The organism is Actinomadura rugatobispora, assembly GCF_055379765.1.
The window spans coordinates 7,168,814-7,193,585 of sequence record NZ_AP029191.1 but is presented as its reverse complement, the minus strand read 5'-3'; the positions used below and the strand labels follow the sequence as shown (position 1 = coordinate 7,193,585).

The window sequence follows — 24,772 nt, the reverse complement described above, 5'->3', positions numbered from 1 at the left end:
GTGACCGCAGAGCCGACGGCGACCGAGCAGGGCGTGCGCTCGCGCAGCCAGCACCAGCGGCGCAAGCGCATCGTGCAGGCCGCCGCCGCGCTGGCCTCCCGCGGCGGGGTCGAGGCGATGCAGATGCGCACGGTCGCCGAGCGCGCCGGGGTCGCGCTGGGCACCCTCTACCGCTACTTCCCGTCCAAGATGGACCTGGTCGTGGCCGTGGTCAGCGAGGAGCTCGACCTGCTGGAGGGCAGCATCGAGCGCCGCCCGCCGCGCACCGAGAGCCCGGCCCTGCGCGCGGTGGAGGTGCTGATGCGCGCCACCCGCGGGCTGATGCGCGAGCCCGAGCTGGCCGAGGCGCTGATCCGCTCGCTGCTGCTGTCGGACGTCAAGACCGACTTCGGCGACCGGATGACCGGGATGCTGCTGCGCGCCGCCGCCGGGCCGGGCACCGAGGTGCCCGAGGGCGACTCGCGCCGCGTGGTGGCGCGGGCGCTGTCCAGCGTCTGGACCATGGAGATGATCGAGATGCTGCGCGGCCACGCCACCATGGAGCAGATCCAGGTCCGGCTGGAGACGATCGCGGGCCGCCTCCTCACCGACTTCTGACCGGGACCTCAGGGCCGGGTCTCAGGGGCGCTGCCCCGCCTTGTCGACGACCCCGCTGCCGACCACCCGCATGTTGAGCCCGCCGCCGGAGAGGGCTCCGCATGCCTTCATGACCTCGCGGCGGTCCTTGACCGCGGTGGACCGCTGGCCGACGTAGCGGTAGGTCCGGGCGTCGAACAGCACCTCGTTGAACTGCCACCCGCTGACGTGGCGCCCCAGGCCGACCTCCGCCTGGTCGTCGCCGGGGCCCAGGTGCTTGGTGACGAGGACGCCAGGGGTCTTCTTCATCGCGCGGTAGATCGCGGCCTCCACCTTCGGTGGGGGCATGCCGTTCCCCAGCATTCTCAAGAGGTCGTTGAACGCGTAATCGTCCCGGAGTGACCGCGGGTCGGGTGGGCATCCGAGGAGGCGGACGCCCGGCCGGCTATGTGGCTCCTCCACGGGCGGGACGTGCCGGTAGACCAGGGCAAGTAGCTCATCGGGGTCGGTCGGCAGCGCGGCCAGCACCGCGTAGTCCGACGGAGGCCACACATCCTGCGGGCGCCTCTCCTCGTTGACGAAGTGCAGCTTTCCTCCGTCGCGGTAGGCCGACCGCCTGCCGTCCGCACGCGCCCACTGCTCCTCGACGATGCGGCTGCTGAAATCGTTCCCCGCAGAGTCGGTCAGGGGCCAGCGCTCTTTCACCTTCACGTTCTTGTAGCGCGTGTAGACCCACTGGTCCGGACGGGGCGTCGTGAACGGCCGGCGCTCGGCGGCGGTGGCGGCACGGTCGAGGGCCTCCGCCGCGCTCGCGGCGGGCGCGGGCGGGACGCCGGGGACCACGGCACGGTCGCCGCCCCAGCTCTGCAGGACGGTCACGCCGGTCGCGATGGCGGCGGCCAGCGCCGCGACCGCGACCAGCCGTACGCCCAGCCGGGGCAGGCGGAACCCGCGCCGGGTCCTTGGAGCCGAGGGAGCGTCCGCGGCGGCGCGTTCGAGGAGGGCCGCTCGGGCCGTCGCGCGGGCTTCGTCGGAGGGCGGCTCGGTTCCGGCCCAGGCGGCGCGCAGGGTCTCCAGGTCGTCGAGGTCGTTCATCGGTCGCTGTCCTCTCCGTGGGCGGTGGCGCCGAGCGCGGCGCGGATCCTCTTGCGGGTCCGGTGCAGCCGCGACCGGGCGGTGCCCGCCGGGATGCCGAGCGCCTCGGCCGCCTCCTGGACGGTCAGTTCCGCCCAGGCGACCAGCAGCAGCACGTCCCGGTCGCCGTCGGCGAGCGCGGCCAGCGCGGCGGCGAGCGGGCCCCGGGCGGCCTGCGCGTCGATCCGGACCGCGACCCGGTCGGCGTGGCCCTCGGCCACCTCGTCCGTCCCGGCCCGGGCCAGCGCCCGGTACTGGCGGACCTCCGCCCGGTGGCGGCGGGCGATCAGGTTGGACGCGATCCCGTACAGCCAGGGCCGCGCGTCGGACCGGTCGAGGTCGTATCCCCCGCGCCGGTCGAAGGCGATCAGGAAGGTCTCGGCGGCGACGTCGTCGGCGAGGGCCGGGCCGAGGCGGCGCGCCGCGTACCCGTGGATCGCGGCGTGGTAGCGGTCGAAGAGGGCGGCGAACAGCTCGGGCTCGTGCCGCGACCGGCCGATGATCGCGGCATCGGTGTCCCGGCGTCCGGGGGTGTCAGGGAGGCGTGTCAACGCTGCCACGAGGGCCTCATTCGCGTCATCGTGCGCCTTTCGGTGGTGGACGGTCATCCCTCCTTCGCCGATGAGCGCCGCGGCGTTCGCGGCCCGGACTAGCCTTGAGTGCCAAGCAGGTGCCAGGACGGAAAAGGGTGCGCAGTGAGCGAGCAGCAGCCGGTACTCAGTGACGGCGTCATCATCGAGTTCATCGACGGCAAGGACGTGCCCGTGAAGCACAAGGACTTCGGGGAGCGGGCGGTCGTCATGCGCGACGCCAAGAACTCCGACGGCCCGATCCTGTACTTCACCGAGGCCGAGTGGGACGCCTTCGTCGCGGGCGTCAAGGACGGCGAGTTCGACGATCTGCTCGAGGAGGAGCCGCCCGCCGGCGGCTGAGCGGCGGGCGGTCCGGTCTCACGCCGGCCGGGGCGGGGCCCGGTGCCCCGTTCCGGCCGGCGTGAGCTCGTTCCAGCGGTCGGTGAGGAGGCGCTCGCCGGCGGCGGTCAGGTCGCCGAGGAGGCGGAGCCGGGTGAGGCCGCCGTCCGGGTGGATGTCCAGGCGCGCGTGGGTGATCTCGCGCGGGGCGTCCGGGGCGGTGTCGAGGCGGACGCGGTGCCGCCCGTCGGGCTGGACGCGGGTGCGCCCGAGCAGTTCGCGCCAGGCGCCGGGGTCGTCGAGGTCACCGGTGCGGGCGTCGATCCCCGACAGCGACACGTGGCCGGGCGCGTTGAACTTCAGGTGCGTGGTGTCGAACTCGGCGAGCCGGACGACGCCGGGAGCGGCCAGCCTGATGATCGCCCAGTCGTTGCCGGGGCCGCGGCGGCGCGCGGTCTCCCAGCCCTCGGCCTGGTTGCGGGCCGTGCCGGGGAACAGCATGTTGTCCGGCACGGAGTAGAACATGTCGGAGCAGCCGATCACCCGCGCGCCGTTCTCCAGCGCCGCCAGGTCGACGGTCAGCCCCGCCAGCAGCCGGGGGTCGGGGACGACGTCGCCGTGCACGCGCAGCCGGGCGACGCCGCCGTCGGGGAAGATGTTGAGCCGGACGTGGGTGAAGCGCCGGGCCGCGCCGGCCTCGAAGGCGTGCGCGGCGTCGCCCCCGAGCGGGCTCGGCGGCACGATCTCCGTCCAGTCGGCGGCCGCGAGCTCGGCGGGCGAGGGGTGGCCGTCCACACCGCACGCCTCCACGGACGCGTACGGCGGGAAGTTGCCCTTGAACCAGGCGGTGTCGATGACGACGCCGCGGATCACGCCGGGCAGCCCGAGCCGGACGATCGCCCAGTCGTGCCCCAGTGCGCCGTCCTCGCCGGGGCGGCGGCGCGCGGTCTCCCAGCCGTCGTACTCCTGCCCCTTGGTGCCGAACGTTTGGGGCTGGAAGGCGGGCGCCCACGGGTTGAGGAGGTTCTCCTTGTCGGCGAACGATTCGTCGCTGGCGGCGACGACCGAGCCGCCGAGCGTCCGAACGGCCAGGTCGGGCAGCGAGGCGAAACCAGCGGCGTTCACGCCTCTCCCTTCTCGGTGGCGGGGCGGCGCAGCAGCTCGCCGCGCGGCGGGCCGTCGAGGTCGACGACCTGCCCGCGCAGCCAGGCGGTCTGGACGGCCCCGGTGAGCGCGAGCCCGCCGTAGGGGGTGACGGGGTGGCGGTGCCGCAGCCCGGCTGGGTCCACCACGAACGTCTCGTCGGGGTCGAAGGCCACCAGGTCGGCGTCGGCCCCGGCCTCGATCCGCCCCTTGCGTCCGTCCAGTCCCGCGAGGGCGGCGGGGCCCTCCGCCATCCAGCGGACCACTGCGGCGAGGCCGTGCCCGCGCGCGCTTGCGGCGGTCCACACGGCGGACAGGCCGAGCTGGAGGGACGAGACGCCGCCCCAGGCCGTCGCGAAGTCGCCCTTCTTGAGCTCGGGCGTGCAGGGGGAATGGTCGGTGACGACGCAGGAGATGACGCCGCCGTCCAGGCCGCGCCACAGTTCCTCGCGGTTGGCGGCATCGCGGATGGGCGGGCAGCACTTGAAGGCGGTGGAGTGCGGGGCCGGTACGTCCTCCGCGGCCAGGGTCAGGTAGTGGGGACAGGTCTCGGCGGTCACCGGGAGCCCCCGGGCCTGCGCCTCGGCGAGCGGCTCCAGGCAGGTGGCGGACGACAGGTGCAGGATGTGGGCCCGCGCTCCGGTCTCCTCGACGAGCCGGACGACCTGCTCGACCGCGCGGCGCTCGGCGCCGGGCGGCCGGGAGGCCAGGAACGCCGGGTAGCCGCCGTCGCCGGGCTCCGCCAGGGCGGCCGGGTCCTCGGCGTGCACGATGACCAGGCCGCCGAACGAGGCGATCTCGGCGAACGCCTCCCGCATCCGCTCGTACGGGAGCGGCGGGAACTCCGGGACGCCCGAGTCGGAGGTGAAGCACTTGAACCCGAAGACCCCCTCCTCGTGCAGCGGGCGCAGGGCGGACGGCACGTTGCCGGGCACGGCGCCGCCCCAGAACCCGACGTCCACGTGCACCTGTCCGCGCGCCGCGTCCCGCTTGGCCTCCAGCGCCCGCGGCTCTGTGGTGGGCGGCAAGGAGTTCAGCGGCATGTCGACCAGCGTGGTGACGCCCCCGGCCGCGGCGGCGCGGGTGGCGGTGGCGAAGCCCTCCCACTCGGTGCGGCCCGGCTCGTTGATGTGGACGTGGGTGTCGACCAGGCCGGGCAGCAGCGCGACGGCGCCCAGGTCGACCTCGGTGGTGCCCTCCAGACGGTCGCCGCGGCCGCCGACCGCGGCGATCCGGCCGCCGTCGACGGCCACCGCCGCCGGGCGCTCCCCGCCGGGCAGCACGACCCGCGAGGAGCGGATCACCAGGTCGTGCCGGGTCACCGGCCCGCCTCCCCGAGGACGATGTGCTCGGGGCGCACCGGCACGCGGGTCAGCGGCCTGCCGGTGGCGGCGCGCACGGCCGCGACGATCGCGGGCGTCGAGGAGAGCGTGGGCGGCTCCCCGGCGCCGCGCAGCCCGTAGGGGGCGTTCGGGTCGGGATATTCCAGGATGTCGAGTCTCATCGGCGGCATGTCGAGGATGGTGGGGATCAGGTAGTCGGTGAACGACGGGTTCCGGACCGTCCCGCCCGACACCACGATCTCCTCCATCACCGCCAGCCCGAGACCCTGGGCTGAGCCGCCGTGGATCTGGCCCTCCAGCGCCTGCCGGTTCATGATCTTCCCGACGTCCTGGACGGCGGCCAGCTCCACCACCTTGACCAGGCCCAGCTCCACGTCCACGTCCACCACCGCGCGGTGCACGCACAGCGCGAGCTGGGTGTGGCTGGCGCCCTGCCCGGTGACCGGGTCCATCGCCACGGTGGGCCGGTGGTGGAACTCGCGGGTCTCCTCGACGGCCTCCTCCCCGAGGATCTCCTCGATGGACGCGACGACGCCCGCCGACCGCGACACGATCTTGCCGCCCAGCAGGGTCAGGTCCCCGTAGGTGCGGTCGAGGCGGCGTCCGGCCAGGGCGAGCAGCCGCTCCCGCACCGCCTCGCACGCCGCCTTCACCGCGCCGCCGGTCATGTACGACTGGCGCGAGGCCGAGCTGGACCCGGCGTCGCCGACCCGGTCGTCGGCGGGCTGCACGGTCACCCTCTCCACGCCCAGCTCGGTGCGGGCGATCTGCGCCTGCAGCGTCACCAGCCCCTGCCCGACCTCGGCGGCGGCGGTGTGCACCAGCGCGGCCGGCTCGCCGCCGATCACCTCCAGCCGGACCCGGGCGGTGGACAGGTCGTCGAAGCCCTCGGAGAAGCAGATGTTCTTGATCCCGATGCCGTAGCCGACGCCCCGCACCACGCCCTCGCCGTGCGTGGTCTGGGACGCGCCGCCGGGCAGGTCGCGCAGGTCGGAGGGGTCCAGCGGCGGCGGCATCGGGACGGCCTCCAGCCGGTCGAGCATCTCCGCCATCGGCGCCGGGGAGTCGATCACCTGCCCGGTGGCGAGCCTCGACCCCTGGCCCACCGCGTTGCGCCGCCGCACCTCCAGCGGGCCGATCCCGCAGGCCGCGGCGACCCTGTCCATCATCGACTCGTAGGCGAAGCACGCCTGCACGGCGCCGAACCCGCGCATCGCGCCGCACGGCGGGTTGTTGGTGTAGACGCCGTACGCCTCGATACGGATGTCGGGGATCTCGTACGGGCCGACGCCGAGCGAGGCCGCGTTGCCGACCACGGCGCCGGTGGACGAGGTGTACGCCCCGCCGTCCAGGATGATCTCCACGTCGGCGTACAGCAGCCGCCCGTCCACGGTGGCGCCGTACTCGTACCGCATCAGGGCGGGATGCCGGTGCACGTGCCCGAAGAACGACTCCTGCCGGTTGTAGGACATCTTCACGGGCCGGCCGGTGCGCAGCGCGAGCATGCCCGCGTGGATCTGCATCGACAGGTCCTCGCGCCCGCCGAACGCGCCGCCCACCCCGGCCAGCGTCAGCCTGACCTTCTCCGCGGGCAGGCCCAGGCAGGGCACGATCTGCTCCAGGTCGCCGTGCAGCCACTGCGTGGAGACGTACAGGTCGACCCCGCCGTCGTCGGCGGGCACCGCGAGCCCGGACTCGGGGCCGAGGAACGCCTGGTCCTGGATGCCGACCTCGTACTCGCCGGAGACGACCACCGGGGCGGTGGCCTTCGCGCGGTCCACGTCGCCGACCCGCACCGGCTGGTGGCGGACGACGCCGCCGCGCGGCTGCACCCGGTGCCGCTCGGGGTCGGCGACGACTGCGCGCGGGTCGGTGACCGGCTCCAGCACCTCCCACCCGATCGCGATCCGCCCCAGCGCCTTCCGGGCGATCTCGGGGTGGTCGGCGGCGACGAGCGCGATCGGCTCGCCCTGGTGCCGCACCTCGCCCTCGGCCAGGACGGGCTGGTCGGGCACCTCGCCCAGGCCGTACAGCTTCCTGCCGGGCACGTCCTCGTGGGTGAGGACGGCGTGCACCCCTGGCGTCGCCAGCGCCGGGCCGACGTCCATGGACAGGATCCTCGCGCGGGGGTGCGGGCTGCGGAGCGTGGCGCCCCAGAGCATCCCGTCCATCCACAGGTCGGAGGCGTAGGCGAACTCCCCCGAGACCTTGAGGGTGCCGTCCGGCCGCCGCGCGCTCTCCCCCACGCCGCCGAGCCCCGTCACCGCCGCCTCACTCGTCTCCATGGTCATCACAACACCTCTTCGGCGAGCTTCATGAGGCGGCGGTGGGCGGCGGCGCCGCGGCGGCCCACCTCGTCCTGCGGGACGGTGACCAGGGCGTCGTCCTCCACCACGGTGCGGCCCCCGACCAGCAGCCTGGCCAGCGGCGGCGTCCGGCCGAACGCGAACGCGACCACCGGGTCGTCCACGGCCGGGTAGAACTCGGCGCCCGGCCCGTCCAGCCGCCACAGCGCGATGTCGGCGAGCTTGCCGGGCTCCAGCGAGCCGATCTCGTCCGCGCGGCCCAGGCAGCGGGCGCCGCCCAGGGTCGCGATCTCCAGCGCCTGGCGGGCGGTCAGGGCGGACGGGCCGTACCGGGCCCGCTGCATGTACATGGCCTGGCGGACCTCCCCGGCCAGCGGGACCAGCTCGGCCGACGCGGCCCCGTCCACGCCCAGCCCGACCGGCGCGCCCGCCTCCAGCAGATGCGCCACCCGGGCGATCCCGGCGCCCAGCCGGGCGTTGGAGCTGGGGCAGTGCGCGACGCCGGTGCCGGTCTCCGCCAGCCGCTTGACGTCGGAGTCGTGCAGGTGGACGCAGTGCGCCAGCCACACATCGCCGCCGAGCCAGCCGAGATCGTCCATGTACTCGGCCGGGGTCGTCCCGAACTGCTCGCGGGTGTGCTCCTCCTCGTCGAGCGTCTCGGCGAGGTGGGTGTGCAGCCGCACGCCCTTCTCCCGAGCCAGCCGCGCCGACTCCACCAGCAGCTCCCGGCTGACCGAGAACGGCGAGCACGGCGCCACCGCCACCCGCAGCATCGAGCCGGGCGAGGGGTCGTGGTGGCGGTCGATCGCCGCCTCGGTCTCGGCCAGGATCGTGTCCAGGTCCTCGACCACCTCGTCGGGCGGCAGCCCGCCCTCCGACTGCCCGCGGTCCATGGAACCCCGGCACGGATGGAACCGGATGCCCAGCTCGGCGGCGGCGTCGATCTCGGCGGCGAACAGGTCGCCCCGCCCCTTCGGGAACACGTAGTGGTGGTCGGTGGAGGTGGTGCAGCCCGACTTGGCCAGCCAGCCCAGCCCGGCGCTCGCCGCGCCCGCGACGACCTCCGCGTCCATCTTCGACCAGGGCTTGTAGAGCGTGGTCAGCCACTCGAAAAGGGTGCCGTCGGTGGCCAGGCCCTGGCTCGCCCACTGGTAGAGGTGGTGGTGGGTGTTGACCAGCCCGGGGGTGGCGAGGTGGCCCGCGGCGTCGACGCGTTCCGCGCCCTCGGGCACCGCGCCGGCGGGGGCGGAGCCAGGGCCGAGCGCGGTGATCCGGTCGCCGTCGACCACGATGTGCCCGGACGGGTGCTCCGCGCCGGAGACGGTGACGACATGGGCGTTCTCGATGACGACGCTCATGCGCCCCTCCTCCGCTCCGCGGCGAGGCGCACCGCGTCCAGGATCTTCTCGTAGCCGGTGCAGCGGCACAGGTTCCCCGCGAGCGCCTCGCGGATCTCGGCGTCGGACGGGTCCGGCACCCGGTCGATCAGGGCGTGCGACTGGACGATCAGCCCCGGCGTGCAGAACCCGCACTGCACCGCGCCCGCGTCCACGAACGCCCGCTGCACGGGGTCGAGCCCGTCCTGCCCCTCGCGCCCGGCCAGGCCCTCGACGGTGCGGACCTCACGGCCCTCCACCTGCCCGGCGGCCACCAGGCACGAGCACGCCGTCACCCCGTCCAGGTACACCGTGCACGACCCGCACTCGCCCTGCTCGCAGGCGTTCTTGGAACCCGGCAGGCCCATCCGCTCGCGCAGCACGTACAGCAGGCTCTCGCCCTCCCACACGTCGTCGACGGTCTCCTCCGAGCCGTTGACGGTGAACGTCACCCGCATCAGGACGCCTCCCTGGTCGCCGCTCCGGTGTGCTCGTTCCAGGCCCACGCGAGCGTGCGCCGCGCCATGACCGCCAGCGCGTGCTCCCGGTAGCCCGCGGTGCCGCGCACGTCGTCGATGGGCGAGGCGGCCCCCCTGACCAGCTCGCCGAAGCGCCGCGCGGCGGCCGGGGAGACGGGCGCGCCGCCGTCCCAGTCCAGCTCTGCGCTCAGGAACTCCTCGGCGGCGGCGGCGCGGCGCGGGGTGGGCGCCGCCGAGCCGAGGCCCGTCCCGACGCGGCGCTCCTCCGGGCGCAGCGCGATCGCGAACGAGCAGACCGCGATCACCATCGCGTTCCGCGTCCCGATCTTGGAGAAGTACTGCGGGCCGGACGCGGGGGCCGTCCAGAACGCGCGGATCAGCTCGTCCGGCTCCAGCGCCGAGCGCTTCACCCCGGCGTAGAACGCCTCGACCGGGATCATCCGGACGCCGCGCGCCGCCGACTCCACCTCGATCTCGGCTCCGGCGGCCAGCAGCGGCGGATGGGAGTCGCCCGCGGGCGAGGCGGCGCCCAGGTTGCCGCCGACCGTGCCGCGGTTGCGGATCTGCGGCGACCCGACCGTGCGGGACGCCTGGGCGAGCCCGGGCAGCCGGTCCCCCAGCCCGTCGATCAGCCGCGCGTAGGTGACGCCGGCGCCGACCCGCAGCCGGCCGTCCGGCGCCGTGTCCCAGTCCGCCAGCCCGCCGACCCGGGTGAGGTCCAGCAGCGCGTCCGGGCGGCGCGCGGCGAAGTTGAGCTCCACCATCACGTCGGTGCCGCCCTGGACGGGCAGCGCGCCCGGCCGCTCCGCCCTCGCCGCGAGCGCGTCCTCCCAGGACGCGGGCCGCAGGAAGTCCATCCGAATTCCCCTGTCTCCAGAATGTCTCAGGTCCACGCGGCCGGGACGGCGGGGGCGGCGTCGTCCAGCACGGTGCCCTCGATCAGCCCGTACGGGCGGTCGGCGGCGAAGTAGACCTCGTTGTCGTTGTCCAGCCCGAACGGTTCCAGATCGACGAGGAAGTGATGCTTGTTGGGCATCGTCAGCCGCACCTCGCAGATCTCCGGCCGCTCCTCCAGGACGCGGCGTCCCATCGCGTACAGCGTCTGCTGCAGCGAGAGGCTGTGCGTCCCGGCGAACGCCTCCAGCAGGCAGCGGCGGGCCGCCGCGAACGAGCCCCCGTACTCCGAGCGGCCGGGGTCGCGGTGGCGCCAGCGCGCGGTCACCTCCGTGGCCAGGACCCGGTCGTCGGTCGGCTGGAGCGTCGTGTACTCGTCCCGGATGAAGCCGTGGAACTCGCTCCCGGTCGAATTGAGCACCACCAGGTCCTTCAACCCCGACACCACCGACTCGGCCCCGCCGGGCCCGTCGCTGTGCACCAGCGCCGTGCGGACCTCCGTCCCCGACCGGACGAACGAGTGCCCGCTCCCGGAGGGAATCCGCGACCAGGAGTACTCCTCGATCTCGACGCGGGCGTGCCGGATCGTGGGCTGCGCGGCGGTGAAATGCCGGGCCAGCAGCAGCGCGAACTCCTCGATCTCCCCGATCCCGTGCTCCCGGGCGAAGGCGAACACGGTGTTCTTCTGCGAGTCGGTCGGCAGCACCGCCGCGTTGTCGCCGGTCAGGTGGACCTCGTCCATGTCGCCGGACAGGGAGATCCCCACGTTGAGGTCGCGGAGGTGATGGACATCGCCGTCCCTGGTCACGTGGACGACCCGGGTCTCCGCCTTCCCGTACCGGTTCGGCCCGAGCACGATGGCCACCCGATCAACCCCCCGTCCCGCGCGCGGCGGCGCCGTCCAGCAGTTCGTCCAGCCGCAACCGCATGATCCTGCCCAGTTCCCGGCGCACGATCACCCGCTCGGCCGCGGCGTCGTTGCCGAGCCGCTCCTCCAGGGCCGCGAGCATCTCGGCCGCGCCGAGCCCCGTCGCGCAGATCAGGAAGACGTGGTCGAAGCGCTCCTCGTACCGCCGGTTCCCCTCGGCCAGCGCCTCACGCACCTCTCGCCCGGCCGCGTCCATCCCGGACTGCTCGCGCCGGGACCAGGACGCCTCGCGGCCCGCGCCCGCCGCCCGCTCCCCGATCCGCGGATGCGCGGCCAGCGCCTCCTCGACATCGGCCCACTCCAGGCCGTCCAGCGCCGCCGACGCGGCCGACCGCAGCCTCCCGGGGTCGCCGAACGGCCGCCCGCCCGCCACCTCCGCCGCCCAGCGGCGCGAGGCGCAGCACGCCAGCAGCGCGGCCTCCGCGTCCGCCGCGGCGAGCGCGTCGAACTCCTCCAAGGTCACCGGCCCCCTCCCTCCACCAGCAGTACACACAGCCCGCCCCGCGCCGGTCGAGACGCAGGACCTCCGAACCGCGCCTCCTCCGAACGGGTACTTTTCGTGCATTGCTCCAAGAGAGGCCCCATGAAACTGCGAGCCCTGCTGGCCATGCCCGACCTCCGGCTGCGCGCCGTCACGGGCGAGGACGGCCTCGACCGCGAGATCCGCTGGGTCGTCACCACCGACCTGCTCGACCCCGGCCGCTACCTCAGCGGCGGCGAACTGGTCCTGACCGGGCTGGTCTGGTGGTCCGGGCCCGCCGACTCCGAGGTGTTCGTCCGCGCCTTGGCCCGCTCGGGCGTGTCCGGCCTGGCCGCCTGGGACGTCGAGCGCGGCCGCATCCCCGCCGACCTGACGGCGGCCTGCGAGCGGCACGACATCCCGCTGTTCCAGGTGCCCGAGGACGTGGCGTTCGCCACGATCACCGAGCAGGTCGTGCGGCGGCTGTCCACCGCCCGCGCCGCCGACCTCGGCGCCGTCCTGGACCGGCACCGCCGCCTGGTCGCCGGGCTGACCCGCGGCACCGGGCTGGACCCGGTGCTGGAGCTCGTCGGCCGCGACCTGGGCATGCGCTGCTGGGTCCTCACCCCGGCCGGTCGCCTGGTCGCGGGCCCGCACCCCCTGGACACCGACCCGTCCGCCCTCGCCCGCGCCTTCCTCACCGCGGACCGGCTCCCCTGCCACCAGGCCGGACCCGACATCACGCTCCTCCCCGTCGCCGAGGAGACCACCTCGCGGGTGGCCGACTGGTTCATCGCCTGCGAGGGCGACTGGTCCGAATGGCCCGCCGAGCGCCGCGCCCTCACCGACGAGCTCGCCGCGATCGTGGCCCTGGAACGCGCCCGCCTGGACGACCGCCTCAGCACCGAGGGCCGCCTCTCCCAGGAACTGGTCCGGGTGGTCGCCTCACGCGACGACGAGATCCTGCCCCACCTCAAGCTCACCGGCCTGGACCTGGACGTCCCGTTCACCGCCGTGGCCGCCACCGCACACGGCGACCTTCGCCCAGGGGAACTGCGCACCGTCCTGGCGGAGATCCTCCCCGACCACTCGCTCATAGGTCTCCTTGGCGAGGAGGCCATCGCCCTGGTCCCTGCCCGGGACGACCTGACCGCCCCCCTGCGCACCGCCCTCTCCGCCCTCGCCCCCGGACTCGCCGGACTCGCCGTGGGCGTGAGCAAACCGGTGGCCGCCGGAGAACTGCGCGGCGCGACGGAGGAGGCCCGCTACGCGCGGCGCCTGGCCGCCGCCCGCACCGACCCGGTGTGCGTGGTCGGCCACGACGAACTGGCCACGCACGTACTCCTGCTGGCCAGCGTCCCCGACGACGTCAGGCAGATGTTCAAGGAGCGCCTGCTGGACCCCCTCCTCACCTACGACGAGGAGCACAAAGCCGACCTCGTCCTCACCCTGGAGACCTTTCTCCAGCACTCCGGCTCCTGGACGCGCTGCGCCGAACAGCTGCACCTGCACGTCAACTCGGTCCGCTACCGCATACAGCGCATCGAGGAACTCACAGGCCGCGACCTCTCCCGCCTGGAGGACCGGGTCGACTTCTTCCTCGCCCTACGCCTGCGCTGACGACAGCCTCTCGGCCCGCACGCGGGCGGCGTCCTCCTCGTTGCCGTCCAGGACGTGCGCCCTCTCCAGCACTTCGAGCACCTCCACAAGGCGCTCCCCGTACTCGGGCCGCCCGCGATAGCGGTCGGCCACCCCTTCCAGGGACACCGCCTGCCTTCCGGCCGTCCGGACGAGATCGTCGTACAGACCATCACCGGGACCGGCCGCGACGGCCTGCCGGTAGATCTCCATCGCGCCGCTCAGGTGGCCCTCGTCCGGCCGCCCCAGGCGCTCCAGCCGCAGCCCCTGGCGGATCCGCGACTCGGCCAGGGACATCCGGCTGCGCCCCGGATCCTTCGCCAGCCGCTCCCCTTCCTCGGCGATCGACCGTTCGCCCAGCTCCAGCGCCTCCTCCAGGCGCCCCGCCGCGGCCAGGAACTCCGCCTGCAACCGCTCCCCGGAAACGACCTCGTCGAACCACCGCGGATCCAGCCCGGCCAGCCGCCGGAACTGCTCCAACGACTCCCGCCCGGACTCCACCGCGTCGTCGTCTCGGTCGAGACCGCCCAGGCATACGGCCATGTTCCGCAGGCTCCAGGCCAGCGCCTCGATCTCGTCCGGCCCAGGCGACTCCATGGCCCGCTGCGCCGCCACGGCCTCCCGCATGAACGCCAGCCCCTCCTCGGGCTCGCCGCCTCTCGCCAGCGTCACCCCGAGCCGGTCCGCCGCCAGCGCCAGGTTGAACCGCACCTCATCACCGGTCTGCACCCGGTACGCCTCCACGGCACGGCGCAGATGCCCCGCGCCTTCCTCAGTACGACCCGCGCTCAGCAGCCGCAGCCCGTGGTCGAGGCAGGCGTTCCCCAACTCCCCCTGGCCGGGGTCGCGCGCCGTCAGCACCTCCTCGTACCGCACCAGCCGCTCGCCCGCCTCCAGCGTCTCCTCGGTACGCCCCGCCCGCTCCAGCACCGAGATGAGCAGCCCCTCGGAGACCGCGGCCTCCTCGTCCAGGCCGAGGCCGTGCCGTCCCGGCTCGATCAGCAGCGCCTCGTCCCGGGCCGCCGTCGCCGCCTCCAGCGCCCCGTCCAGGTCGCCGCCGTCCCGCAGCAGCGTCGCCAGCCGCCGCTGCGACCGCAGCCGGTAGGGGCGCATCTCCCCGGGCACGCCGCGCAGGACCTCGTCCTCCTCGTACCCGGACGTCGCCGCGCCGATCTCCCGCAGCGCCGCCTCGCGCTCGCCGGGGTTCCCCTCCCGCAGCGCCTGCACCAGCCCGAGCAGCGCGAAGACGATCACCATCCGGCAGCCGGCCGGGTTCTCCGCGAACATCCGCCGCGCCGAGGGCAGCACGGAGCGCAGATCGGCCGCGGCCTCGACCACCCGATCCGGATCGAGCACCGCCGCGTCACCCATGGAAACCCTCCACACCAAGATCGCCATCCAGAACTCCGCTACAGACGCACGCCCCCACCCGCGGGTTCCGCCGATGAAGCCGGGGCCCGCCGTACCCGGTGCCGGTCCCCGCGAGCAGCCGCCCGAGGGCCCGCCCCGTGGCCGCCGGCTTCCGTCTCCCGTCTCGCGGGCACCAAGGGCGACGAATCCGCCGAACCTGCGCCACGCAAAGCCATTACCGACGACAACACCTCAATATCGCTCCGATCGGCGGAAGGCCACGGGAGCGGACCGCCAGCTCTTTCTAGATAAGGCGGAAAAATGCGGCCTTCCACCTCGGCAGGGATCGCGTCTTGACCCCACGTTGACCACATCGGACCAGCTCTCGTATGCTTTGAATACGAAGCGTGGCCAATCGATAACATTTCGCGATGGGCTCTTTCCTCTCCATGTCGCCATGCGAAGCCCATCCCTGTAAAGCGCGAACGAAGTGGTGATCCGATGCGCGAATCCCGGGACGGTGAGCCGCCGCTGATCGACAGGGCGCGCGAGGGCGCGCGCCTGTCGCGGAGGGTGCGGCGCAATCTGGAGATCCTCGACGAGCATTCCCGGGATCCGGAGTTCCGGCGGCTGGTCCGGAGGGTGCTGGACGGGCGGGCGCCGCGGCGGGACGGGTCCGGCTCCTGACGGCGGCGGGCGCAATAGTTGGGATTGACTATTCGATGGTTGATAGTTGATCCTGGCTATATGGAGAAGCGGCGGGTGGCCAATCCCCTGGCGTTGGCGGTGCTGGCGTTCCTGCTCTGGGAGCCCATGCATCCCTACGAGCTGGGGCGGCGCCTCAAGGAGACCGACAAGGAGCGCAGCTTCAAGTACAACCGGGGCTCGCTCTACATGGTCGTGAACCAGCTGCGGAAGGCCGGGTTCATCGTCGAGCGGGAGACGGTGCGCGACACCCAGCGGCCCGAGCGGACGGTCTACGAGCTCACCGGCGAGGGCCGGGCGGAGCTCTACGACTGGTTGCGGGAGCTGGTGGCGCAGCCCCAGGAGGAGTACCCCCGGTTCGGCGCCGCCCTGTCGCTGCTCAGCGTGCTCGCGCCGGACGAGGCGGTCGAGCTGCTCGGGCGGCGGGCGGAGGCGCTGGACGGGCAGGCGGAGGAGATCCGCGGCAAGGTCAGGCAGGCCACCGAGCAGGGGGTGGCCTGGGTGTTCCTGGTCGAGGAGGAGTACCGCCTGGAGGTGCTCGACGCCGAGCGCCGCTTCGTGGGGCGGCTGGTGGAGTCGCTCCGGGACCCGGCGTACGGCCGGGAATGGCAACGGATCTTCGGGAGCCGAGCATGACGGACAGGACGGCACTGGTCATCGGCGGCGGCATCGCCGGGACGGTCGCGGCGATGGCGTTGAAGCGGGCGGGCGTGGAGCCCGTGGTGTACGAGGCGTACGCGGGCGGCGCCGACGGCGTGGGCGGGCAGCTCACGCTCGCGCCCAACGGGCTGGCGGCATTGGAGGCGGTCGGCGCGGCGGAGGCGGTGCGGGGCGTCGGGCAGCCGATGAGCCACTCGGTCATGCTGGACGGCAAGGGCAAGAAGATCGGCGTGATGCGGGGCCTGGACGGGCTCCCGCCCGGTCGGGCGCTGTGGCGCTACGACCTCTATCGGGTGCTGCAGGACAGGGCCCTTGCGGAGGGCGTGCGGATCGAGCACGGCAGAAGGCTGGTCGATGTCGAGGAGGGGCCCGGCGGGATCACGGCCCGGTTCGCCGACGGGAGCACCGCCACCGGTGACCTGCTGGTCGGGGCGGACGGGATCCGGTCGACGGTCCGGACGCTGATCGACCGGGAGGCGCCCGGCCCCGAGCACGTGCCGCTGCTGAACCTGGGCGCGCGGGCCGACATCGCGGTCGACGCCGAGCCGGACACGGCGTACTTCGCGTTCGGCGACCGGGCCTTCCTGGGCTACTGGGTGCAGCCGGACGGGACGACGGCGTGGTTCGGCAACGTCCCGCACCGGGAGCCGATGACGTCGGCGCAGGCCCGCGAGGTGCCGAACGAGGAGTGGCTGCGGCGGCTGCGGGAGATCTACGCCGCCGACCGGCCGGGGCGGGAGCTGGTGGAGAGCACCCCGGCGGAGCGGCTGTTCGTGCTGGGCACGACGCAGATCATGCCGGACGTGCCGCGCTGGCACCGGGGCCGGATGGTGCTGGTCGGGGACTCGGTGCACGCGCCGTCGCCCAGTTCGGGGCAGGGCGCGTCGCTGGCCGCCGAGAGCGCGGTGGAGCTGGCCCGGTGCGTGCGGGACCTGCCCGATCTCGGCGACGCGTTCGCCGCGTACGAGCGGCTGCGCCGCGGCCGGGTGCGGAAGGTCGCGGCGCGGGCGGCGCGGACGAACAACAGCAAGACGCTGGGCCCGGCGGCGCTGGCCATGATGAAGCTGATGATGCCGGTCGCGACGCGGACGTTCATGACGCCGGAGCGGACGCTCGGCGAGGAGCACCGGTTCCGGATCGACTGGGAGCGGCCGGTGGGTCAGGGCAGGATGGCGTCGATGTAGCCGCCGTCGACCCGCACGGCGCCGCCGGTGGTCGCGGAGGCGTGGTCGGAGCCGAGGTAGACGACCATCTTGGCGATCTCCTCGGGCTCGATGAGGCGGTGCAGCAGGGAGTTGGGGCGGTGCTCGGCCATGAAGCGGCGCTGGGCGTCGTCCCAGGGGAGGCCGGCGCCGACCAGTTCGGCGACGAAGTCCTCCACGCCCTCGGTGTGGGTGGGCCCGGCCATGACGGTGTTGACGGTGACGCCGGTGCCCGCGGCGGCCTTGGCGTAGCCGCGGGAGACGGCGAGCAGCGCGGTCTTGGTCATGCCGTAGTGCACCATCTCCTCGGGCGTCACGACGGCGGAGTCGCTGGCGATGAACTGGACCCGGCCCCAGCCGCGTTCCATCATGCCGGGCAGGTACTGGCGGGTGAGCCGCACCCCGGAGAGCACGTTGATCTCGAAGTAGCGGCGCCATTCGGCGTCGTCGATCTCCAGGACGGGCCGCGGGCCGAAGATCCCGAGGTTGTTGACCAGGATGTCGACGGCCGGGACCCGTTCCAGCAGGGTGTGGGCGCCCGCGGCGGTGGCGAGGTCGGCGGCGACGCCGGTGAGGTCGGCGCCGGGCAGTTCGGCGGTGAGCTCCTCGACGGCGGCGGCGACCCCGGTCCCGGACCGGCCGTTGATCACGGTGCGGGCTCCGGCGCGGGCGAGCCCGGCGGCGATGGCCCGGCCGATGCCCTGGGTGGAGCCGCTGACGAGGGCGGTGCGCCCGGTGAGTTCGATCTCCATGCCGTCCTACCTTCCCCGGCCGGGCGGCTCCTCTACCAGGCGGCGGCGCCCGCGAAGGTGGTGGCGGCGGGCTCGTAGCCGAGGACGGAGCGGGCGGCGGTGATGTCGAGGGTGCGTTCGACGGCGAGGTGGCCGATGGCGTACCGGGTGAGGGTGGGCGGCTGGGGGCGGCGGGCGAGGAGGTAGGCGCCCTCGACGGCGGCGGCCAGGGACCGGACGGGCGCGGCGGGCAGGTAGACGGGGCGGGCCTTGACGCCGCGTTCGCCGAGGAGGGCGCGGAACGCCTCGTCGAGCGTCACCGGTTCGGCGTCGGTGATGTTGTAGACGCCCGTCCCGACGGGGCCGCAGGCGGCCAGGAGGCACGCCTGGGCGAGGTTGGCGACGGAGGTGAGGCTGACGCGCTGCCGGGGCCTGCCGACGGCGGTGAGGACGGGGCCGCGCACCGAGGACAGGACGCGCGGCAGGAGGGTGGTGTCGCCGGGGCCGTAGACGGCGTGGGGCCGGAGGATGAGGGCTTCGCGGCGGCTGGGGCCGCGCCAGAGCGCCCTGCCGTGGCCCCGCATCACCGACAGCACGGCCCGTTCGGCGGCGGCCTTGGACGCCCCGTAGGCGTTGAGGTAGCGGGGCGCGGGGGCCTCGTGCTCCTTGGCCATGACGGTGGGGCTGTACGGGTCGTACACGCTGGCGGTGCTGACGTGCACGAACCGCGCCTTGGGGAAGGCGGCCAGGGCGTTCTTGGTGCCGGTCAGGTTGGTGGCGAAGAGGGTGGACGCCCGGCCCCAGTCGCTGACGCTGCCCGCGCAGTGGATGACGGCGTTGACCTCTGGGGCGTCCAGGAGGGGCCCTTGGGTCAGGTCCCAGGAACGGTAGGACGCGCCGCCCACGTGCGCGCGGTCCACGACGGTGCGTCGGCCGTAAGCGTGCGTCTCGATTCCACGCTCGGCCAGGGCGCGGCACACGGCCCCGCCGACGAATCCGGATGCCCCCGTGACGGCGACTTTCATACGGCCGCCTCCCTTACCAGTTCGCGCAGGCGGTCCCGGTCGAGCTTGCGGCCGCGCCCGGAGCGGGGCAGGGCGGGGAGGACGACGACGCGGTCCGGGAGGGCGTCGTGGTCGATGACCTCGGGGAGCCGGCGGCGCAGGCGGCCGGGGTCGGTGTCGCCGACGACGGCCAGGACGACCTCCTCGTCGCCGGTCTCCGGGTCGGGCAGGCCCACGATGGCGGCCTCGGCGACGCCGTCCAGCGCGGCGATGGCCGGCTCGTACAGGCCGGGGTAGAGGTTGAACTTCCCCCGGATCAGCATGTCCTTCTTCCGGCCGGTGAGGACGAGGCGGCCGTCGTCGAGGCGGGCCAGGTCGCCGGTGGGCAGCTCGGTGAGGGGCGGGTCGCCGAGGTAGCCGCGGCAGAGGTTGGGCCCGGACAGGTGGAGTTCGCCGGAGGCGTCGAGGCGTGCGGGGACGAGGGGTTCGCCCAGCAGGTCCCCGTCGGAGCCCGAGCGGGTGTGGGCCAGTTTCTCTTCGGCGGAGGCGATCGCCACGGGGAGGATCTCGGTCATCGCGTAGACGGAAAGGACCTTGGCTGAGGGGGCGGCTGCGGACAGGGCGCGGCGCAGGATCGCGGGGGGTGCGGGGGCCGCGCCAAGAAGAACGTAGCGCAGGGCGGCCGGGAATTCGGGGGCGGCGTCCAGGATCTCGGCGAGGTGGACCGGGACGCAGAAGGTGTGGGTGGCTCCGCGGTCCCTGAGGAGGCGCGCGAACGCGGCCGGGGAGCAGAACAGCGGCGGCATCGACCAGCGCGCCCCCGAGATGAGCGTCGGCAGGCCGAGCATGAGCTGGTCGGTGTGGACGACGTCGCCCGGCCCCAGCGGCAGCCGTTCCCGGAACAGGTCGAGCGCGGCGGCGAGCGAACCCTGCGAATGGACGACCGCGCGGGGGTTCTCGGTGGTGCCGGAGGTGAAGATGACGGTGGCGGGCGCGTCGGGATCCCCGGCATCGGGGGGCTCCTCCGCGGGCCCCTGGACGATCTTGGCGAGGGACAGGGCGCCGCGCGGCACGCCGGGCAGCCACCGTCCCGTGTAGATGTGCCGCATCCGCCCCTCCCCCGGGACCTCCAGGGCACCGAGGTCGGGGAGCAGCAGGCCGCGGCGCCGCGCGTACGCCCGGACGGGCCCCAGCCTGCTCGCCGCGTACAGGAACGACTCGGCGGCCGACCACCGGGGACGCGCCAGGCGCAGCCGGGCGGTGAACATCTCCGGGCCCGCGCCCGGGTCGGCGAAGACCACCACGCCCCGGGCGGCCACGACGCCGAGCGCCAGCACGAGGGCTTCGGGCGACGGCCGTACGGAGAACAGCACCCCGTCCCCCGGTTCCAGCCCGGTGGCGAGGAGGGCGTGCCGGACGGCGAGGACCTGCCGGCGCAGTCCGCCGTAGGACAGCTCCGTCCCGTCCCCCGCGACCAGCGCGACGGCCTCGGGCGTCGCGGCGGCCTGCGCCAGGAGCCGCTCGATCAGGATCATCGGGCCCGCTCCGCTCTCACGGTCAGCCGCGCGTAGGTCGGGATCAGCACGCGGCGCGCGGCCGCACGACCGGTGATCTTCAGCGGTGCGGCGGCGAGGACCGTCCGGGCGACCGCGCGGATCTCGGCCATCGCCAGCGGGTAGCCGATGCAGAAGTGCGGCCCCGCGCCGAACCACAGGCGGCGCAGCTCGGGCGGGTGCGGCGGCCCGTCCGGGTCGAACGGCCCGTACGCGCGGCAGCAGTTGTAGGTGGCGATGAGGATCCGGTCGCCCGGCCCCACCCGCACCCCGCCCAGGTCCACGCGGCGGTGGACGCTGCGCAGCATGACGGGCGTGGGCGTCGTCACGCGCATCGCCTCGTCGATCGCCCGGTCGAGCGCCGACGGCGACGCCGCCGGACCGGACGCAGCCGGGACGTCGAGGCGGCCGGTGTCGTGCAGCAGGGCGATCAGGCGCGGCACGAGCGTGGCGACGGTCTCGGTCCCGGTGAGGAAGAACGCCCCGGCGGCGCCGCGCGCCTCCTCCTCCGACAGCCCGAGTTCCCGCATCCGGCCCATCACCGTGGAGTCCCCGCCCGCCGCGTACGCCTTGGCGGCGATGTCGCCGAGCGGGCCGAGCACGGCGCGGGCCCGTTCCACCTGGCGGGGCGAGAGGCTGCGGCTGCGCAGCGACACCATCGACACGATCCGCTCGCCCTGCTCGAACAGCTCCCGGAAGCCGGCCTCCGCGCCGTCCCCCGGACGCCTCTCCAAGCCGATGACCTCGCTCATCACGGCGCCCGCCATCACCCGCATCGTGTCCACCAGGTCGACCACCGCGCCCCGCTCCAGGTGGTCGGCGAGGCGTTCCAGCGGCTCGGCCAGGACACGGGCGCACAGGTCCTGGGTGTAGGAGGGCGTGAACAGCTCGGTGAGGCGGCGGCGCAGCACCCGGTGCGCCTCGCCCTCCATGTTGAGCAGCACGGACGGGCCGAGCACCGGCGTCCACAGGTCGCCGGGCGAGCCGGGCCCGTCCTTGCGGAAGGTGTCGCCGTCCATCAAAACCTCGCGGGCGCGGGCGGCGTCGTTCACCACCACGCCGACCCCGGGCACCCGGACGACGGGGCCGCGCCGGGCCAGGCCGCGCAGCAGCGGGTAGGCGACGGGGTGCGCGGCCAGGTAGAGCCGCCGTTCCCAGGCGTCCGAGGAAGGCGTCATCGCAGGTCCCCGATCCGGATGTCGACGATCTCGGGCGTGTGGCGGTGGTCGGCGTACCAGCCGAGCGTCCCGACCAGGCCGTAGGCGCGCAGCCGCCGCACCGAGCCGTGCACGAGGACGTCCTTGCGCAGCCCGTACGCGCGGGTCAGCCGGCGCACCCGGTTGACCAGGGCGCGGTCCTCGTGGACGTCCTCGATGCGGGTGCGCGGGAAGCCCCCGGCCCGCTCGTACAGGTCGGCGGTGATCGCGAGGTTGCAGCCCGGCATCATCACGTACGGCCCGAGGTAGGCGGGGTCCTGGTTGCCCGGCCGGAACCGGCCGAACAGCGCGGCGGTCGAGATCACGGCGGGCAGCAGCCGCCGCTCCCAGAACCTGAGCGCGAACTCGTCGGTGCGGGGCCGCAGCGGTCCGCTGACCAACTCCAGGCCGTCCGCGAACGCCCCCTTCACCGCCGCGATCCAGCCCGGGTCGGGCAGGCAGTCGGCGTCGGTGCGGGCGACGTGGGTGGCCCCGGCGGTGATGGCGTGCCGGAAGCCGGTGTCGGCGGCGGCGCCGGTGCCCTTCTGCGGCTCGGTGACGATCCGCACCTCCGGGCCGCCCGGGTGGGCGGCGGCGAAGGCGCGGACCGCGTCGGCGGTGCCGTCGGTGCTGCCGTTGTCGACCACGACGAGGGTGAACCCGGGGTCGGTCTGCTCGGCGAGCCGCCGCAGCGTCGCCCCGATCGAGCGCTCCTCGTCGTAGGCGGGGATCACGACCCACAGGTTCATCGGAACGACTCCGTTCTCGTTCACAGTTCGGCGAACACGACGCCGAGGCTGACGCCGCCCGCCAACCCGACGAACGCGACCAGGTCGCCCGGCCCGCACCGGCCCGCGCGCAGCGCCGTGTCGAACTGCAGCGGCAGGGACGCGGAGGCGAGGTTGCCGTGCTCGGGGAGCGTCACCACGAGCCGGTCCTCCGGAATGCCCAGGACCGACCGGAGCGTCTCCAGGTAGGGCAGGGTCACCTGGTGCACGCACACGGCGGCGAAGTCGTCCCAGGTCAGCCCGGTCTTCTCCAGGGCGGTGACGAACATCTCGGGGCCGTGGCCGAGGAAGGCGTCCTTGAGTTTGCGGCCGTCGCCGCTGAAGTAGGAGCGGTCGGGGTCGCGGGGGTGCATCGACCCTCCGCCGGGCAGTGTGCCGACGTCCCAGGCGGTGGAGACGGCGGTGAAGTCGCGGTAGAAGATCCCGCCGTCGGGGGCGGCCTCGACGAGCATCGCGGCGCCGCCGTCCGACAGCGTGTAGCCGGCGAACGCGTCCGCGAACTGCGCGCGGTCCCGCACCGACCAGCGGATCGCGCGCGACGGGCTCTCCCCCGTGCACACCAGCACCCGCTCGTGCTGCCCGGTGCGGATCAGCGCGTCGGCGACCTGGAGCCCGTTGAGGAAGCTGTTGCAGGCGTTCTTGACGTCGAACACCGGGCAGGTCGCGCCCAGCTTGGCGGCGACGATGTGCGCGGTGGCCGGTTCGACCAGGTCCTGCGAGGCCGACCCGAAGATCAGCAGGTCCAGCCGGTCGGGGCCGTGGCCGCGCTCGGCCAGCACCCGCCGGGCGGCGGCCACGGCCAGGTCGGACGCCTGCTCGTGGTCGGCCATGACATGGCGGGTCTCGATGCCGGTCATCCGCCGGACGATCGTCGGGAGCGGCCGGAAGCCCGCGCTGCGGGCCTCGACCAGCGCCTCCACCTCGGCGCTGGTGCGGGTGCGCTCGGGCAGGTGCGCGGCGACCCCTGCGATGCGGGCTCTCATGTGGTCCGGACTCCCGTTCCTGTCGATCCGTGCTGGTCGTGCCGTGTTCGTTGACGTACCGACAGCCTCACCGGCCGCGCCGGGTCCCGGCCAGGGAGACCCTACGGAACCGTGACCAGGCACTCCACCCCGGTTCGGGGTGAGTACCACCACTCAGGTCATTGAGGTGAAGTGCCTGGTCCGACCGGTACGTCCCAGGCCGCAGACTCTCCTTGTGATCAGGACGGAACACGCGGCGGCGGCCCGGCACGAGGCCCGGCTGCTCTGGAACGGCAACAAGGGCCTGTTCGCCCTGCTGAAGGCGGCCCGGCACACCGGCCCCATCACGCGCGTCCCCCGGCTGGGGTGGGAACTGTTCGTCTGTGAGGTCGGTTGAGTGGACATACGGGTAATCGAGTGGTTCGAGTTGACGTTCGGTGTTGGTTTCTGTACTTTCAGTAGCGCGATCTGGGACGCCGGGTTCGATGTCGGCGTGCGGGGCCCCCTTTCCACCGGAGTGATGGTCTGGGGCCTCCCCGTCGCCTCTGGTCGAGCCCACATGGCCAGGTCGCATAGGGAACCGGCCTCCCGGGAACGGACCACACACAGGATGCGTGTCGCCGCCCCGGGGTCGAGTACGCCGGGGACCAGTGCGCCCAGCACCGTTCGGGGCGCGCGGCTGAGCAACTCATGCACAGTCCCTAGGAACGGTGGGTGGTGACCGATCCGCTGCTGGCCCGGCAGGTCCTCGCCGACCACGCGTGCTTCAGCATGGTCGGCGAGGGCGGCGTCGGCCACATGTGGGCACAGTTCTTCGGTGAGGAGATGGCGCAGTTCTTCGGGGGCGCCCGGCACACGGAGGTGCGGACCAAGGCCCGCGACCTCTTCACCGAGGACGGCGCCCGCGGGCTCGCCACGCTGCTGGCCATCGCGGGCACCGAGACGGGCGCCTCGGGGACGTCCCGCACGGTCGCGCTCCTGCACGACACCGGCCAGCAGCACGCGCTGCTGGCCGATCCCGGCCTGATGGACAACGCCGTGCGGGAGGGGCTGCGGATGTCCACGCCCGCGCCGGTCATCGGACGGCACGTGGCGCGCGACGCGACGGTCGGCGGGCGGCGGCTGCGGGCGGGCGAGCGGGTACTGCTGCTGACCTACCTGGCCACCACGCGGGTGGGGCCGTTCGACATCGGGCGGGACTACGTGCCCGAGACGCGGCAGCTGTGGTTCGGCGGGGGACGGCACCTGTGCCTGGGGGCGGCGGTGGCCCGGGTCCAGATCGCGCGGATGCTCCAGAACCTGCTCTCGCAGGGCCGTCCGTACCGGATCGTGGCACGCCGAGCGGCCACCCGGGTCCTGGTGCCGACATACGCGAGCTTGCAGGTCAGGCTGGTTCCATGATGCAGAGACTTGCGGTTAGACGCAAGTCTCAT

At 73.9% G+C, this 24,772-nt stretch carries 25 protein-coding genes; 8 read left to right on the top strand and 17 right to left on the bottom strand.

Annotated features, from left to right (window positions below; all coding sequences use genetic code 11):
- Positions 1-597 (top strand): TetR family transcriptional regulator, encoded by a 597-nt coding sequence (locus ACZ466_RS32215; RefSeq protein ID WP_378282486.1) that lies wholly within the window; start codon positions 1-3, stop codon positions 595-597.
- A 21-nt stretch (positions 598-618) separates the two neighbouring features.
- On the opposite strand, the gene ACZ466_RS32210 is transcribed toward ACZ466_RS32215, so the two are convergent.
- Both ACZ466_RS32210 and ACZ466_RS32205 read right to left on the bottom strand, forming a co-directional pair.
- A complete protein-coding gene (locus tag ACZ466_RS32210; protein ID WP_378282487.1) occupies positions 619-1,671 on the bottom strand; it encodes a CU044_5270 family protein in 1,053 nt (350 codons plus the stop codon).
- A complete protein-coding gene (locus tag ACZ466_RS32205; RefSeq protein WP_378282488.1) occupies positions 1,668-2,270 on the bottom strand; it encodes an RNA polymerase sigma factor in 603 nt (200 codons plus the stop codon). The genes ACZ466_RS32210 and ACZ466_RS32205 overlap by 4 nt, the downstream gene beginning before the upstream one ends.
- 135 nt (positions 2,271-2,405) lie before the next feature.
- Here ACZ466_RS32205 and ACZ466_RS32200 point away from each other — a divergent pair, with 135 nt between their 5' ends.
- A complete protein-coding gene (locus tag ACZ466_RS32200) occupies positions 2,406-2,642 on the top strand; it encodes a DUF397 domain-containing protein (RefSeq protein WP_378282489.1) in 237 nt (78 codons plus the stop codon).
- 18 nt (positions 2,643-2,660) lie between these two features.
- Here the strand turns inward: ACZ466_RS32200 and alc are convergent, their stop codons facing one another.
- From alc to uraD, 8 genes are read right to left on the bottom strand one after another with little or no spacing between them, the layout of a single operon-like run.
- The gene (alc, locus tag ACZ466_RS32195; protein ID WP_378282490.1) at positions 2,661-3,746 is read right to left on the bottom strand and encodes an allantoicase; all 1,086 of its coding nucleotides are present in this window, start codon (positions 3,744-3,746) and stop codon (positions 2,661-2,663) included.
- Positions 3,743-5,086 carry an allantoinase AllB gene (gene allB, locus ACZ466_RS32190; RefSeq protein WP_378282491.1) on the bottom strand — a complete coding sequence of 448 codons (1,344 nt, stop codon included), beginning with the start codon at positions 5,084-5,086 and terminating at the stop codon, positions 3,743-3,745. The genes alc and allB overlap by 4 nt, the downstream gene beginning before the upstream one ends.
- Positions 5,083-7,398 (bottom strand): xanthine dehydrogenase subunit D, encoded by a 2,316-nt coding sequence (gene pucD / locus ACZ466_RS32185; RefSeq protein WP_378282492.1) that lies wholly within the window; start codon positions 7,396-7,398, stop codon positions 5,083-5,085. Before pucD ends, allB begins: the two co-directional genes overlap by 4 nt.
- The gene (locus ACZ466_RS32180; protein WP_378282493.1) at positions 7,398-8,771 is read right to left on the bottom strand and encodes an 8-oxoguanine deaminase; all 1,374 of its coding nucleotides are present in this window, start codon (positions 8,769-8,771) and stop codon (positions 7,398-7,400) included. Before ACZ466_RS32180 ends, pucD begins: the two co-directional genes overlap by 1 nt.
- Positions 8,768-9,247 (bottom strand): (2Fe-2S)-binding protein, encoded by a 480-nt coding sequence (locus ACZ466_RS32175; RefSeq protein WP_378282494.1) that lies wholly within the window; start codon positions 9,245-9,247, stop codon positions 8,768-8,770. The genes ACZ466_RS32180 and ACZ466_RS32175 overlap by 4 nt, the downstream gene beginning before the upstream one ends.
- Complete coding sequence (locus ACZ466_RS32170) at positions 9,247-10,125, bottom strand: FAD binding domain-containing protein (RefSeq protein ID WP_378282495.1); 879 nt, start codon at positions 10,123-10,125, stop codon at positions 9,247-9,249. The genes ACZ466_RS32175 and ACZ466_RS32170 overlap by 1 nt, the downstream gene beginning before the upstream one ends.
- 26 nt (positions 10,126-10,151) lie before the next feature.
- On the bottom strand, positions 10,152-11,027 hold the full coding sequence (pucL, locus tag ACZ466_RS32165) for a factor-independent urate hydroxylase (protein WP_378282496.1): 876 nt from the start codon (positions 11,025-11,027) through the stop codon (positions 10,152-10,154).
- Positions 11,028-11,031: 4 nt separating this feature from the next.
- Positions 11,032-11,553 carry a 2-oxo-4-hydroxy-4-carboxy-5-ureidoimidazoline decarboxylase gene (gene uraD, locus ACZ466_RS32160; RefSeq protein ID WP_378282497.1) on the bottom strand — a complete coding sequence of 174 codons (522 nt, stop codon included), beginning with the start codon at positions 11,551-11,553 and terminating at the stop codon, positions 11,032-11,034.
- A 120-nt stretch (positions 11,554-11,673) separates the two neighbouring features.
- Between uraD and ACZ466_RS32155 the strand changes: the two genes are divergently transcribed.
- The gene (locus ACZ466_RS32155) at positions 11,674-13,170 is read left to right on the top strand and encodes a PucR family transcriptional regulator (protein WP_378282498.1); all 1,497 of its coding nucleotides are present in this window, start codon (positions 11,674-11,676) and stop codon (positions 13,168-13,170) included.
- Here the strand turns inward: ACZ466_RS32155 and ACZ466_RS32150 are convergent.
- The gene (locus tag ACZ466_RS32150; protein WP_378282499.1) at positions 13,156-14,559 is read right to left on the bottom strand and encodes a hypothetical protein; all 1,404 of its coding nucleotides are present in this window, start codon (positions 14,557-14,559) and stop codon (positions 13,156-13,158) included. The two genes, ACZ466_RS32155 and ACZ466_RS32150, sit on opposite strands and share 15 nt — an antisense overlap.
- Before the next feature lie 480 nt (positions 14,560-15,039).
- On the opposite strand from ACZ466_RS32150, the gene ACZ466_RS32145 reads away from it, so the two are divergent.
- From ACZ466_RS32145 to ACZ466_RS32135, 3 genes are read left to right on the top strand one after another with little or no spacing between them, the layout of a single operon-like run.
- Positions 15,040-15,225 (top strand): hypothetical protein, encoded by a 186-nt coding sequence (locus tag ACZ466_RS32145; protein ID WP_378282500.1) that lies wholly within the window; start codon positions 15,040-15,042, stop codon positions 15,223-15,225.
- A gap of 60 nt (positions 15,226-15,285) precedes the next feature.
- Positions 15,286-15,879: a PadR family transcriptional regulator gene (locus ACZ466_RS32140; RefSeq protein WP_378282501.1), complete on the top strand. Its 594-nt coding sequence runs from the start codon at positions 15,286-15,288 to the stop codon at positions 15,877-15,879.
- Positions 15,876-17,087 carry an FAD-dependent oxidoreductase gene (locus ACZ466_RS32135; protein ID WP_378282502.1) on the top strand — a complete coding sequence of 404 codons (1,212 nt, stop codon included), beginning with the start codon at positions 15,876-15,878 and terminating at the stop codon, positions 17,085-17,087. The genes ACZ466_RS32140 and ACZ466_RS32135 overlap by 4 nt, the downstream gene beginning before the upstream one ends.
- Here the strand turns inward: ACZ466_RS32135 and ACZ466_RS32130 are convergent.
- From ACZ466_RS32130 to ACZ466_RS32105, 6 genes are read right to left on the bottom strand one after another with little or no spacing between them, the layout of a single operon-like run.
- Positions 17,063-17,857 (bottom strand): SDR family NAD(P)-dependent oxidoreductase, encoded by a 795-nt coding sequence (locus tag ACZ466_RS32130; protein WP_378282503.1) that lies wholly within the window; start codon positions 17,855-17,857, stop codon positions 17,063-17,065. The two genes, ACZ466_RS32135 and ACZ466_RS32130, sit on opposite strands and share 25 nt — an antisense overlap.
- A 32-nt stretch (positions 17,858-17,889) precedes the next feature.
- On the bottom strand, positions 17,890-18,861 hold the full coding sequence (locus ACZ466_RS32125) for an NAD-dependent epimerase/dehydratase family protein (protein WP_378282504.1): 972 nt from the start codon (positions 18,859-18,861) through the stop codon (positions 17,890-17,892).
- Entirely contained in the window at positions 18,858-20,375 is a 1,518-nt protein-coding gene (locus ACZ466_RS32120) for a class I adenylate-forming enzyme family protein (RefSeq protein ID WP_378282505.1), read from the bottom strand. The genes ACZ466_RS32125 and ACZ466_RS32120 overlap by 4 nt, the downstream gene beginning before the upstream one ends.
- Positions 20,372-21,571, bottom strand: coding sequence for a cytochrome P450 (locus tag ACZ466_RS32115; RefSeq protein WP_378282506.1), 1,200 nt, complete (start codon positions 21,569-21,571; stop codon positions 20,372-20,374). The genes ACZ466_RS32120 and ACZ466_RS32115 overlap by 4 nt, the downstream gene beginning before the upstream one ends.
- Positions 21,568-22,338: a glycosyltransferase family 2 protein gene (locus ACZ466_RS32110; RefSeq protein ID WP_378282507.1), complete on the bottom strand. Its 771-nt coding sequence runs from the start codon at positions 22,336-22,338 to the stop codon at positions 21,568-21,570. The genes ACZ466_RS32115 and ACZ466_RS32110 overlap by 4 nt, the downstream gene beginning before the upstream one ends.
- Positions 22,339-22,358: 20 nt before the next feature.
- A complete protein-coding gene (locus tag ACZ466_RS32105; RefSeq protein ID WP_378282508.1) occupies positions 22,359-23,360 on the bottom strand; it encodes a 3-oxoacyl-ACP synthase III family protein in 1,002 nt (333 codons plus the stop codon).
- Between the two features lie 214 nt (positions 23,361-23,574).
- On the opposite strand from ACZ466_RS32105, the gene ACZ466_RS32100 reads away from it, so the two are divergent.
- Both ACZ466_RS32100 and ACZ466_RS32095 read left to right on the top strand, forming a co-directional pair.
- On the top strand, positions 23,575-23,736 hold the full coding sequence (locus ACZ466_RS32100; RefSeq protein ID WP_378282509.1) for a hypothetical protein: 162 nt from the start codon (positions 23,575-23,577) through the stop codon (positions 23,734-23,736).
- Positions 23,737-24,053: 317 nt separating this feature from the next.
- Positions 24,054-24,740 (top strand): cytochrome P450, encoded by a 687-nt coding sequence (locus tag ACZ466_RS32095; protein WP_378282510.1) that lies wholly within the window; start codon positions 24,054-24,056, stop codon positions 24,738-24,740.
- Positions 24,741-24,772: the final 32 nt, after the last annotated feature.